12 protein-coding genes are annotated in these 12,021 nt (G+C 33.0%); all 12 read right to left on the reverse strand.

The features are described 5' to 3' along the window. Positions 1-274: 274 nt before the first annotated feature. Positions 275-724, reverse strand: a complete 450-nt coding sequence (locus tag BN1075_RS19795; RefSeq protein WP_040195027.1) for a GatB/YqeY domain-containing protein — start codon at positions 722-724, stop codon at positions 275-277. A gap of 21 nt (positions 725-745) precedes the next feature. Further along, on the reverse strand, positions 746-922 hold the full coding sequence (gene rpsU, locus BN1075_RS19800; protein ID WP_035128888.1) for a 30S ribosomal protein S21: 177 nt from the start codon (positions 920-922) through the stop codon (positions 746-748). A 134-nt stretch (positions 923-1,056) separates the two neighbouring features. Next, on the reverse strand, positions 1,057-1,401 hold the full coding sequence (locus BN1075_RS19805; RefSeq protein ID WP_040195029.1) for a histidine triad nucleotide-binding protein: 345 nt from the start codon (positions 1,399-1,401) through the stop codon (positions 1,057-1,059). A 223-nt stretch (positions 1,402-1,624) separates the two neighbouring features. After that, the gene (gene mtaB, locus BN1075_RS19810) at positions 1,625-2,923 is read right to left on the reverse strand and encodes a tRNA (N(6)-L-threonylcarbamoyladenosine(37)-C(2))-methylthiotransferase MtaB (protein WP_040195030.1); all 1,299 of its coding nucleotides are present in this window, start codon (positions 2,921-2,923) and stop codon (positions 1,625-1,627) included. Next, positions 2,923-3,678: a 16S rRNA (uracil(1498)-N(3))-methyltransferase gene (locus BN1075_RS19815; RefSeq protein WP_040195031.1), complete on the reverse strand. Its 756-nt coding sequence runs from the start codon at positions 3,676-3,678 to the stop codon at positions 2,923-2,925. The genes mtaB and BN1075_RS19815 overlap by 1 nt, the downstream gene beginning before the upstream one ends. A 46-nt stretch (positions 3,679-3,724) precedes the next feature. Further along, the gene (gene prmA / locus BN1075_RS19820) at positions 3,725-4,660 is read right to left on the reverse strand and encodes a 50S ribosomal protein L11 methyltransferase (protein WP_040195032.1); all 936 of its coding nucleotides are present in this window, start codon (positions 4,658-4,660) and stop codon (positions 3,725-3,727) included. Positions 4,661-4,875: 215 nt separating this feature from the next. Beyond that, on the reverse strand, positions 4,876-5,445 hold the full coding sequence (locus BN1075_RS19825; RefSeq protein WP_235777840.1) for a class I SAM-dependent methyltransferase: 570 nt from the start codon (positions 5,443-5,445) through the stop codon (positions 4,876-4,878). Between the two features lie 136 nt (positions 5,446-5,581). After that, on the reverse strand, positions 5,582-6,715 hold the full coding sequence (dnaJ, locus tag BN1075_RS19830) for a molecular chaperone DnaJ (protein ID WP_040195035.1): 1,134 nt from the start codon (positions 6,713-6,715) through the stop codon (positions 5,582-5,584). Between the two features lie 270 nt (positions 6,716-6,985). Then, positions 6,986-8,833 (reverse strand): molecular chaperone DnaK, encoded by a 1,848-nt coding sequence (gene dnaK / locus BN1075_RS19835; protein WP_040195036.1) that lies wholly within the window; start codon positions 8,831-8,833, stop codon positions 6,986-6,988. Positions 8,834-8,909: 76 nt separating this feature from the next. Beyond that, positions 8,910-9,533, reverse strand: a complete 624-nt coding sequence (gene grpE, locus BN1075_RS19840; RefSeq protein ID WP_040195375.1) for a nucleotide exchange factor GrpE — start codon at positions 9,531-9,533, stop codon at positions 8,910-8,912. A 56-nt stretch (positions 9,534-9,589) separates the two neighbouring features. After that, positions 9,590-10,636, reverse strand: coding sequence for a heat-inducible transcriptional repressor HrcA (hrcA, locus tag BN1075_RS19845; RefSeq protein WP_040195037.1), 1,047 nt, complete (start codon positions 10,634-10,636; stop codon positions 9,590-9,592). 102 nt (positions 10,637-10,738) lie between these two features. Next, positions 10,739-11,866: a radical SAM family heme chaperone HemW gene (gene hemW / locus BN1075_RS19850; RefSeq protein WP_040195038.1), complete on the reverse strand. Its 1,128-nt coding sequence runs from the start codon at positions 11,864-11,866 to the stop codon at positions 10,739-10,741. Positions 11,867-12,021 lie beyond the last annotated feature (155 nt).

Consider the following 12,021-nt stretch of genomic DNA (forward strand, 5'->3'; position numbering starts at 1 on the left):
CAATTTAAACCTAAAGTTTTCCTTGTAAATTTTATGATGTTGGATGAAGAATAATAACCCCTTTAATAAAAATATACCTTCATTTAATATGTAACTTTATTAATTTAGAATGTAGAATGGAGAATTAAGAATAGAGTTTCAAACTCCTACGGAGTTTCTTTATTTTAATACTAAATTAAAGAAATCCCCTTAGGGATTTCCTTCAATATTCTAAATTCTATGTTTCAAATTTTAAATTATCGCAAAAGGAAAGAACTCAGTAAAACTGAGTTCCTTATTTATTCAAATATTCTTTTACTATTTGACTTACTAATTTACCATCTGCACGACCATTAGTTTGTGGTCTTACATCTGCCATTAGCTTTCCCATATCTTTCATGCTACTAGCACCTAGCTTTTCAGCTGCTTCCGTAACAATTTTTCGGATTTCATCTTCCGTTAACTGCTGAGGAAGGTAGTGTAATAGGATTTCAATTTCAGCTTTAGTTTGTTCAACTAAATCTTGTCTATTTCCTTTTTCAAATTCAACCAAAGAATCTCTTCTTTGTTTAACTTCCTTAGCTATAACCTCAATAACTTTTGTATCATCGATGTCTGTAGCACCAGATTTTTCAAGTAATAGAATAGCTGATTTTGCCATACTAATTACATTTGCCTTAAATCTGTCTTTTGATTTAATAGCATTTTTCCAGTCGTCCTGTAATGTTTCCCTTATGGATGACATTATTAAACCTTCTTTCAAATTCTACTTAAACTTTCTTTTTCTAGCAGCTTCTGATTTTTTCTTTCTTTTAACACTTGGCTTCTCGTAGTGTTCTCTCTTTCTTACTTCTGAAAGTACACCTGATCTTGCACATTTCTTTTTAAATCTTCTTAATGCATTTTCTAATGATTCGTTTTCTCCAACTTTTATCTCTGACATTTATATCCCTCCCTCCGCTAGCTCAATTTAATTTTAATTAAAAGTAGCCAATGCGAGGCCTAAATAGCACATTTTCAATTATACAATTCACTCAAGCTTATGTCAAGATTTTCATTGCTATTAATTCTATATTTTTAACCTGGTGGCCATTTCAAGTTTCTTCCACCTAGCAAATGAAAATGTAAATGCGGCACCGTTTGACCACCGTCAGCTAAGATATTAGTCACTACTCTATAGCCTGATTTGTCTATACCCAACTTTTTAGTAAGCTCAGGAATAGTGGCGAAAATGTGCGCTATAATCTGACTATTTTCATTATTAATATCATTTACACACTCAATGTGTTCCTTTGGTATTATTAGCACATGCACAGGAGCTTCTGGGCTTATATCGTGAAAACATAAAATCTTTTCATCTTCATAAACTTTATTTGAAGGAATTTCTCCTTTTGCAATTTTACAAAATATACAATCTGACATTCTTTCACCTCCATTCAAGAGTCTTAAAATTCTTCTTAAGCACCGTTTCAATTTTCATCACTCCGCAATTGAAATAGAACATAAGTAAAATACCCACTCTTTTAATTCACTATAGATTTAAAAGCAATCTTAAGCTTTCTTCTATAATATTACTTATTCTACCTAATATTATACTCCAAAATTCCTCATAGGTGTATGATTTTTCTAAATATGATTTTATATTTTACACTTCACCTATCATATGTTCAGCTTCTACAGAAATAACTTTAGTTGGAACTATTTTTCCACTTATATCTTCACTGCTGTTAGTTATAACCTTTAAATAATTTTCTGTATACCCTACATAAGAGTTTTCACTTTCACTAACTTTCTCTTCATAAAGAACACTCATAGTTCTTCCAATAAAGCCTTCCATAAATTCAACTTCATTTTTATGATTTAACTCTATTAAAGCCTTACTTCTTTCTTCTTTAAGATTTCCATCAACTTGGAATGGCATATCAGCAGCTTTTGTTCCCGCTCTTTTACTATACTTGAAGATATGCATTTTACTTAATTTGATATCACTTAAGAACTTATATGTTTCCTCAAACTCTCCAGCTGATTCTCCTGGAAAACCAACAATAATGTCAGTGGTTATTGAAACATCTTTCATATATTTTCTAAGATTATCACAAACTTCTTTGTATTCAGCAGCAGTGTATTTTCTATTCATTCTTCTTAAAGTTGCATCACATCCACTTTGAAGGGATAAGTGGAAATGAGGACACAGTTTTTTAAGTCCACAGATTCTCTCAATTACTCCTTCAGTAAAGAAGGTTGGATCTATTGAACCAATTCTTATTCTCTCTATACCTTCTATTTTATCGATTTCTTCAAGGACTCTAACTAGATTCCAATCACCTTGTATATCCACCCCGTAAGAAGCTGTATGAACTCCAGAGAGGATTATTTCCTTGAAGCCATTTCTGCTTAATTCATTAACTTCTTTTAAAATCTGTTCTGGATCTTTACTACATACTGCCCCTCTTGCAAAAGGAATTAAGCAGTAAGTACAAAATTTATTACACCCATCTTGAATTTTAAGAAAAGCCCTTGTTTTATCCTGATATTCATTAATTGAAAGCTCTTCAAACTTTTTATTTCTTAGAACATCATTAACTTCTATAACCTGCTTCTTCTCTTCTCTAGTTCTGTTTACCCAGTAAACAACCTCACCTTTATTTCTACTTCCAAGAACAACATCAACGCCCTCTATAGAAGCTACCTCATCGGAAGCAATCTGTGAATAACACCCTACTACAGCTATAATAGCTTCTGGATTTAACCTTCTTGCTCTTCCTATCATTTGTCTTGACTTCTTATCACCCATGTTAGTTACTGTACAAGTGTTAATTACATATACATCAGCAAATTCGCTGAAATCAACAACATCGTAACCTTCTTTTATAAACTGCTCTGCCATAGCCTCTGACTCATATGAGTTAACTCTGCAACCCAGTGTATATAATGCTACCTTCATTATATGTCTCCTCCTAAATCTCCAAGTTCATACATTATTAAGCTTAGAGCCACAAATCCAGCAGTTTCTGTTCTTAATATTCTAGGTCCTAAAGTCACTATATAGCTTCCAGCTGCTTTTAAAGCTTCGATTTCACTTTCTTCAAAACCGCCTTCTGGTCCTATAATAATTGCAACTTTTTTAATTTCCTTATCCTTAACTTGATTTTTGACGTAACGAATACCTTGATTTTCTTGGTTCTCATATGGAACAACAACCAAATCAAATTCTTTTAACTCTTCCATTAAAACATCAAATTCCATAGGCTGATTAATTGATGGAATTATACTTCTCTTACTTTGCTTGCAAGCTTCTAATGAAATTCTGTTCCATCTATCAACCTTTTTAAATTCTGAAGTATCATTCCCTTTAACTACAACTCTCTCTGTAATTATAGGTGTTATTTCACTTATTCCTAGCTCTGTGCACTTCTGAGCTATTAAATCCATTTTAGCAGCTTTAGGCAAACCTTGGAATAAATGAACCTCAATAGGACTTTCGTTATTAAGTTCAACCTTCTCAATAAGATTAACTTTAACTTCTTTTTTATTTACCTCAAGGATTTCACCAAAGTACTCAACACCATTACAGTTGTTGATATTTACTTTGTCTCCCTCCTTTAGTCTTAGAACTTTATAAATGTGCTTTACATCATCACCGTCAATGGTACACACATTTCCAGCTATCTTATTTCTTTCAACAAAAAACTTATGCATATTAGTGTACTCCTATCCTAAACTTGGCTTTATTATAAATAATAATCTACTTCTTTGCAACTATGCAAACCCACTCACCGTCTGCAATAACTTCTTCTATTTTAAAACCAACAGCTTCCATTTTCTCTTTTATCATTTCTTCTTGAGTATTAAGAATTCCAGATGCAATAAAGAATCCACCCTCATTTATAAACTCTTTAACTCCATCGCAAAGAATCATAACTATTGGTGCAAGTATGTTAGCAACAACAATCTCAGCTTTTCCTTTAACAACTTCCATTAAATCTCCGTATAGAATTTCAATGTTAGATAAATTATTATATCCGACGTTCTTTTTAGCTGAATCAACAGCAACTGGGTCTAAATCAACTCCAACTACATGCTTAGCTCCAAGTCTCGCTGCCGCAATAGATAAAATCCCTGAACCTGTTCCTATATCAAATACAGTGTCTTCACCTTTAACATATTTCTCTAAAGCTTTAACACACATTCTTGTAGTTTCATGAGTACCAGTACCAAAAGCCATCCCCGGGTCCATCTCAACCATTAACTCTCCTGCCTTAAGCTCATACTCTTCCCATATAGGTTTTACAACTATTTTCTCTCCTACTAAAGTTGGTTTATAGTATTTCTTCCAGTTATTTTCCCAATCTTCTTCATTAACCTTATTATAGGTAACAATTCCTTTTCCCTTATCAAGACCATATTCAGTAAGATTATTAACGCCTTCTTCTATATACTTGATTATTTCATCAAAATCATCAGTCTTCTTGAAATACCCTTTAACTATTGCATCCTTATCCTTATTCAAAACTGCCTCATCAAAAAAGTCAGCATAAGCTGGATGCTTCTTTTTAAACTCCACATCCTTAGCATCATCTATTGAAACTCCCTGAACATCAAGAGTGTAAAATATCCCTGAAACTGCTTCTGTAGCTTCACTGCTTGTTACAACGGTAACCTCTATCCAATCTTTATCCATTATGTATTCCTCCAATTAACTAATCTATGTAATATATTTTAAATTTAATATTTTCCTTACATCTAAAAATTATGCCCTTTGAAGATGTTAAGTAAACATAGCACAACCTATTATACACTAATTAAACCCTAGTGTTCAATTTAATAAAAAAACTTACTGTTATACTTTTATTCATATTTGCATATTGAATAGTCGTGTCCAACAATGACTTCCCTTTAATTTTTTCTATATATATAAGTCACAAAGAAGCCTCTTTCGTCTTTAAACTCTTCGTAATGCAGTAATTCAAAATCATTCTTTAAAGGTTCAAAATCATCAGGCTGAATTAAATCTTCTTTACGAATTTTTAAATCTGGTTTATGTTTATGACCAAAGCCGGAAACAAAGAGCACCCCACCATGACTTAAATGATTCTTCAGGTCATGCATTATACTCTTGCTTACTCTAAAGTGATTAACTAAAACATCATCAAATACACCTATATTTTTTAATGCATCATCTTCACTTAAATCAATTAACTCTGTCTCTATTTCATAATTATTTCTTGCTGCAAATTTTTCTAATCTTAATAACGCTTTAGTGCTGAAATCAACCCCCTTAACCTTAAAACCTTTTTCCAATAAAAAAAGAGAGTTTCTCCCATCACCACAGGCAATATCTAATACAGTACCATTTTTGAAATACTTCAAATTTTCAACTATAGCTTCCTCTGGATTTAAAGGTCTATCACTTCTGCATCCAAACTTATCATTCCAAAAACTTTCATCTCCCATATAAACCATCATATCCCCCCCTGCATATACTTAAATATAATATACTCATCTAAATACTTTATTAAAGTATCAAAGTTAATTAAAATTGCTTCAACATTTATCTTTTTTCATCTAGATAAATATTGAAGCAATTTACTATTTAAATATTTTATTTTCCGAATATACCCTTTTTATGCTTTTTCTTCTCTGGTGCACCTTCAACAGTTTCACCACAAGCATTCATGAAGGCTTTTAAAGCTTCTTCCTGTTCGCCATTTAATGACTTAGGAACGTCAACTATTACTTTTACATAATGATCTCCTCTTCCTGCAGAATTTACTCTAGGAACGCCTTTGCCTTTTAATCTAAATATAGTTCCTGATTGTGTTCCTGCCGGAACCTTATAGGTTACATCTCCATCAATAGTTGGAACCTTAATGTCAGTTCCAAGAACAGCTTTACCAAAGGAAATATGAGTTTCCATGTGGATATCATTTCCCTTACGCTTAAATGTTTTGTGAGTCATTACTCTGATATTGATATATAAATCTCCTGCTGGTCCACCATTTTCACCAGCTTCTCCCTGGCCTCTTAATGGCATTACATTACCAGTATCAACTCCAGCTGGAATATTTATTGTTATACTTCTTGTTTTTCTTTCCTTACCTGAACCCTTACAAGTTTGACATGGTTCCTCAATGATTTTACCTTCTCCATGACAAGCATCACAGGTAGTAGTTGTTGACATTACGCCTAGTGGAGTTCTTCTTTGAACTTGAATTCTTCCTCTTCCTCCACATTTGCTACAAGTTTTTGGAGAAGTTCCAGCCTTAGCTCCACTTCCTCCACATGTTTCACACTTTTCTCTTCTTGTAACCTTGATTTCCTTTTCGCAGCCAGTCATAGCTTCTTCAAATGTTAAGGTTAGATCATACTCTAAATCTGCACCTTTTCTTGGACCATTTTTAGCTCCGCCACCACCGAAGCCGCCAAAGCCGCCACCAAAGATATCTCCAAAGATATCACCAAAGCCGCCGAAGCCGCCAAAGTCAAAGCCATCAAAGCCACCGCCAGCTCCATTAAAGTCAGCAGTACCAAACTGATCATATCTCTGTCTTTTCTCTGGATCTGAAAGCACTTGATATGCTTCATTTATATCCTTGAATTTCTCCTCTGCTTCTGCATCACCTTGATTTCTATCAGGGTGATATTTTAAAGCAAGCTTTTTAAAAGCTCTCTTTATATCTTCATCACTTGCACTTTTATCTATTCCAAGAACTTCATAAAAATCCTTATTTGCCATATAGAAATTTTCACCACCTATTTTTCTTACTTCACTCTTTAGTCTCTTATACTTTATGCACGGTTACTAAGAGAAGTTTCCATATTATCTTAAAACATATTCATTATAATTTCAACTTTTCAAAGAAAACTACTTCTCCTATAAATTCAAATAAGTGCTCTACTGAATAAACTTGTGTTACCAAATCATAAATTTGAACACTCACTTAAATTAAGGGATGAGTTTTACGTCATCCCTTATTAAACATATTACTTTATAATTTTACTTATATTAGTCTACTTTAAAGTCAGCATCTACAACATTATCATCATCTGATCCTGCTGATTGTTGTCCTGCTCCACCCATGTTGTTAGGATCGAAGCCTTCTGGTCCTTGTGGTCCACCTTCACCTTGGTATGCTTTAGAAGAAACTGCATAGAACTCTTGAGTTAATTCTTCAGTAGCTTTCTTAATAGCTTCTAAGTCTTCTCCATCTTTAACAGATTTTAAAACTTGAACTCTTTGCTCAATCTTAGCTTTATCTTCAGCAGAAACTTTATCTCCTAAATCTGTTAAAGCTTTCTCTGTTTGATATACCATTTGGTCTGCAGTATTTTTAACTTCTATAGACTCTTTTCTCTTCTTATCTTCTTCAGCAAATCTTTCAGCTTCATTTACTGCATTTTGGATTTCATCATCACTTAAGTTAGTAGAAGCTGTAATTGTAATGTTAGCTTCCTTACCAGTTCCTTTATCCTTAGCAGAAACTTTAACGATACCGTTAGCATCTATATCAAAAGTAACTTCGATTTGTGGAATTCCTCTTGGAGCTGCTGGGATTCCAGAAAGAGTGAATCTTCCTAAAGTCTTGTTGTCAGCTGCCATTTGTCTTTCACCTTGAACAACGTGAATTTCAACTGATGTTTGACCATCTGCTGCTGTAGAGAACACTTGGCTCTTCTTAGTTGGTATAGTTGTATTTCTTTCTATTAATGGAGTAGCAACTCCTCCTAAAGTTTCAATTCCTAGAGTTAATGGTGTAACGTCAAGAAGTAATACGTCTTTAACGTCTCCAGTTAAAACTCCACCTTGAACAGCTGCACCTGCTGCAACACACTCATCTGGGTTAACTCCTTTTGAAGGCTCTTTTCCAGTGAAGTTCTTAACAGCATCAACTACTGCAGGTATTCTTGTAGATCCTCCAACAAGTACTACCTTATCTATTTCTCCAATTGAAAGTCCAGCATCGTTTAGAGCTTTTTTCATTGGCTCTATTGTTCTTTGAACTAAATCGTGAGTTAATTCGTTAAATTTAGCTCTTGTTAAAGTCATGTCGATGTGCTTTGGACCTGTAGCATCAGCTGTGATAAATGGAAGATTAATGTTTGTTTGAGTTGCAGAAGATAACTCTATTTTAGCTTTTTCTGCAGCTTCTTTTAATCTTTGTAAAGCCATCTTATCGTTCTTTAAGTCAATTCCATTTTCAGCTTTGAATGTATTTGCTATATAATCTATGATTTTATTATCAAAATCGTCTCCACCTAACTGAGTATCTCCGTTAGTAGCTTTAACTTCAAATACTCCATCACCTAATTCTAGGATAGATACGTCGAAAGTACCACCACCAAGGTCATATACGAAAATCTTTTGGTTTGTATCCATTTTATCAAGACCATAAGCAAGAGATGCTGCTGTTGGCTCGTTGATTATTCTCTTAACATCAAGACCAGCTATTCTTCCTGCGTCTTTAGTCGCTTGTCTTTCACTGTCATTGAAGTATGCAGGAACTGTGATTACAGCCTCTGTTACTGTTTCTCCAAGATAAGCCTCTGCATCAGCTTTTAATTTTTGAAGTATCATTGCTGATATTTCTTGTGGAGTATACTCTTTTCCATCTATATTTACTTTATGGTTAGTTCCCATATGTCTTTTTATTGAGATTATTGTTTTATCTGGATTTGTGATTGCTTGTCTTTTTGCTACCTGACCAACTAATCTTTCACCATTTGGCATGAAAGATACTACTGATGGAGTAGTTCTAGCGCCTTCAGCGTTAGGTATGATAACTGGATCTCCACCTTCCATAACTGATACACATGAGTTAGTTGTTCCTAAGTCAATTCCTATTATTTTTCCCATTATAATTTCCTCCTAATAATGAAATCTTAATTCATTTTCTAAAATTTATTATATTGATACTTATTTCTAAATTTATTTAGTTGGCTACTTTAACCATACTATATCTTAATACTTTTTCACCTTTTTTATATCCCTTTTGGAATACTTCAGCAACTTGATTTGCACCTAAACTTGAATCTTCAACGTGCATTACTGCATTATGATGATTTGGATCAAACTCTCCATCTGCAGCAATTTCTTCAACTCCAAGCTTATTTAAAGCTCCCATGAATTGATTAATTGTCATTTCTAAACCTTTCTTCAAATCTTCAACACTACCATCAACTGCAACAGCTCTTTCTAGATTGTCTAAAACAGGAAGCATTTCCTTTAATACATCTGCACAAGCTTCAGTATATATATTTTCTTTTTCTTTTATTGTTCTTTTTCTGAAGTTATCATATTCTGCAACAGTTCTTAAAAGTTTATCTTTTAAAGCTTCGTTTTCATCTTTAAGATCCTTAAGTTCAGCCTTGCGATTTCTAAACATCTTCATTTCATCTTCACATTCCTGTTCCTCTACTGTTTCATTAGTTTCAGCAGATTCTTCACAAGGAATTCCTTCTCCTTCACATGCTATTGTTTCAGAAGCTTCATTCTCAAGAACTTCACTTGCATCACCATTAACCGAACTATTCATTTGGTCTTTGTTTTCTTCCATATTATTATGCAATGCACTTTCCTCCAATCTATTAATTCCTTTAGCTGCATTAATAGCTAAACTTCAGGCTCATCATATATTTTTGAAATATTTTTATCTATTTCTTCAACTACAGTGTCTAATACTGCAACTACTTTATCGTAGTTCATTCTTGTTGGCCCAATAACTCCTATGGTTCCCATTACTCTGCCTTTGTAGCTGTAACTAGCTGTTATTATGCTGCAGTCTTTAGCGCATTCAATATAGTTTTCTTTACCAATACCTATATATAAAGGTTCTTCAGTGGCAGGGGTTAAAATTTGATTTAAATTTTCTTCATTGTTAATCAAACCTAGAAAAGCTTTTGCTCTGTCTATATTGTTATACTCTGGATAATCAAATATATTTGTTGTACCCTTTGTATAAATCTCACTACTGTCACCCTGAACTAAAGTTTCATGCAGTGCAGGTATAATGCTATCAAAAATCTCTTCATATCCCACAAGTTCATTCCTCAGATTCACAAGGAAATCTAAGCTTATCTGCTCTATACTTATTCCAACTAAAAGCCCGTTTAGAACATTGTTGACTCTGATGAGTTTATCATCATCTACTTCATTAGCAACTTTAATAGTATTATTTTTAATATTACCGTTATCCGTAATGATTGTAGATAAAATCAAATATTTTTCAATAGCTAAAAGCTTTATATATTTAATACTAGATTTCTGCACTGGAGCAAATTTAACTACCGATGTTAATCTAGTAAAGTTTGAAACTATATCGATTGCACCTTTAACTATGGCATCTACTTCATTAAGGGCTATTTCCCTAATCTCACGACGAATGGAATTCTGCTCCTCCTCAGTGAGGGTGGGAGTATTCATAAGTTTATCTACATAAAGTCTATACCCCTTATCTGAAGGTCTTCGTCCAGAGGATGTATGAAGTTGTTCTAAATATCCCATTTCTTCAAGGTCTGCCATTTCATTTCTGATGGTAGCAGAACTGATACCTAAATCATATCTCTTTGATATGGTTCTTGAACCCACAGGCTCTCCGTAGGTAATATAGTCAGTAATTATGGCCTGCAAGATTTTAATCTTTCTTTCATCCATATCCATATTCATCACCTCTTTGTTAGCACTCACCAACTTCGAGTGCTAATGACTATATTTAAAAAATATCACTTTCTATATGTATTGTCAATAGGGTTCATACTTTTTTTACAAAATAAAATCTGCCATAACTTGATTGCTGAATTCCATTCCCTTTGAGGTTAAGAAAAGCCTATTTTCTTCAAGGTTTAAAAGCTCCATATGAACATATTTCTCTATGATGTCCTTGTATTTATCAAAAATTGAAACTCCAAATCGATGCTGAAATTCTCTGATATCAATTCCATCATTAAGTCTTAGTCCAAGAAACATAAACTCTTCAATATCATCCTTCTCCGAATTTTTAAATTCTTCCACTACCACCGTATTCGATTCATTCATTCTTCCTATATATTTTTCTATATTACTTTCATTTCTATACCTAATTCCATTAATATAAGAATGGGAAGATGAACCACATCCAACATAATTGTTAAGCTGCCAATAAATTTTGTTATGCTTGCATTCGAATCCCTTTTTTGCGTAATTTGATATTTCATACTGCTCATATCCATTTTTCTTTAAAATATCCTTTGTAACAGCATACATATCTCGTTCCACATCTTCATTAGGTAAAATTAAACTTTCATTCTCATATAAATTATAAAACTTAGTTCCTTCTTCAATTATTAAACTATAGCAGGATAGATGTTCTGGCTTTAACTCTATAACCTGCTCAAGGCTCTCAATCCATTCCGCTAAAGTTTGATTTGGTAGTCCAAACATTAAATCTACATTAATGTTATTAAAACCATTTTCCCTAAGCATTATGTAACTTTTCTTAAAATCTTCAATAGTATGAATTCTTCCAATAGATTTCAAGTGATGCTCTTGAACTGCTTGAAGTCCCATAGAAATTCTATTCACACCCATAGTTTTAAAAATTTCAAGCTGCTCTTCGTTGAAAGAATTCGGATTTCCTTCTACTGTAAATTCAAAATCCTTACTTACAAAATTCAATTTTTTTATACTTTCAGCTATGATTTTCCAACCCTCTATACACAAATAGGTGGGAGTACCCCCACCTATAAATATTGTGCTTATTAATTTATCTTGACAAGAATTATCAATTTCTTTGCTTAATGCCTTAGCATAATCAACCATTAAAGATTCTTTGCCACTAAATGATGGAAAATCACAGTAGAAGCATTTGTTTTTACAAAATGGTATATGGATATACAATCCTACTGTGTTCATATATTTTTCTCCTCTTTTTTAATTAAGAATGTAGAATTAAGAATCTAGAATGTTTGTGGAAATTCCTGCGAATTTCCTTTGTTTTATTTCTCATTAAAGACTTCAAAGGAGTTTTTAATGTTTTTAATAAGTTATAGATTCTCCAATTGCAATGA

Source organism: Clostridium culturomicium, assembly GCF_000821305.1.
Lineage (GTDB): Bacteria > Bacillota > Clostridia > Clostridiales > Clostridiaceae > Clostridium_J > Clostridium_J culturomicium.

Excerpts from the sequence above, each read along its gene's own strand:
- BN1075_RS19815 (WP_040195031.1), bottom strand. The coding sequence starts at position 3,678 with ATGCATAAGTTTTTTGTTGAAAGAAATAAGATAGCTGGAAATGTGTGT.
- prmA (WP_040195032.1), bottom strand. The coding sequence starts at position 4,660 with ATGGATAAAGATTGGATAGAGGTTACCGTTGTAACAAGCAGTGAAGCT.
- hemW (WP_040195038.1), bottom strand. The coding sequence starts at position 11,866 with ATGAACACAGTAGGATTGTATATCCATATACCATTTTGTAAAAACAAA.
- mtaB (WP_040195030.1), bottom strand. The coding sequence starts at position 2,923 with ATGAAGGTAGCATTATATACACTGGGTTGCAGAGTTAACTCATATGAG.
- hrcA (WP_040195037.1), bottom strand. The coding sequence starts at position 10,636 with ATGGATATGGATGAAAGAAAGATTAAAATCTTGCAGGCCATAATTACT.
- BN1075_RS19805 (WP_040195029.1), bottom strand. The coding sequence starts at position 1,401 with ATGTCAGATTGTATATTTTGTAAAATTGCAAAAGGAGAAATTCCTTCA.
- dnaJ (WP_040195035.1), bottom strand. The coding sequence starts at position 6,715 with ATGGCAAATAAGGATTTTTATGAAGTTCTTGGAATAGATAAAAGTGCA.
- dnaK (WP_040195036.1), bottom strand. The coding sequence starts at position 8,833 with ATGGGAAAAATAATAGGAATTGACTTAGGAACAACTAACTCATGTGTA.
- BN1075_RS19795 (WP_040195027.1), bottom strand. The coding sequence starts at position 724 with ATGTCATCCATAAGGGAAACATTACAGGACGACTGGAAAAATGCTATT.
- BN1075_RS19825 (WP_235777840.1), bottom strand. The coding sequence starts at position 5,445 with ATGATGGTTTATATGGGAGATGAAAGTTTTTGGAATGATAAGTTTGGA.
- grpE (WP_040195375.1), bottom strand. The coding sequence starts at position 9,533 with ATGGAAGAAAACAAAGACCAAATGAATAGTTCGGTTAATGGTGATGCA.
- rpsU (WP_035128888.1), bottom strand. The coding sequence starts at position 922 with ATGTCAGAGATAAAAGTTGGAGAAAACGAATCATTAGAAAATGCATTA.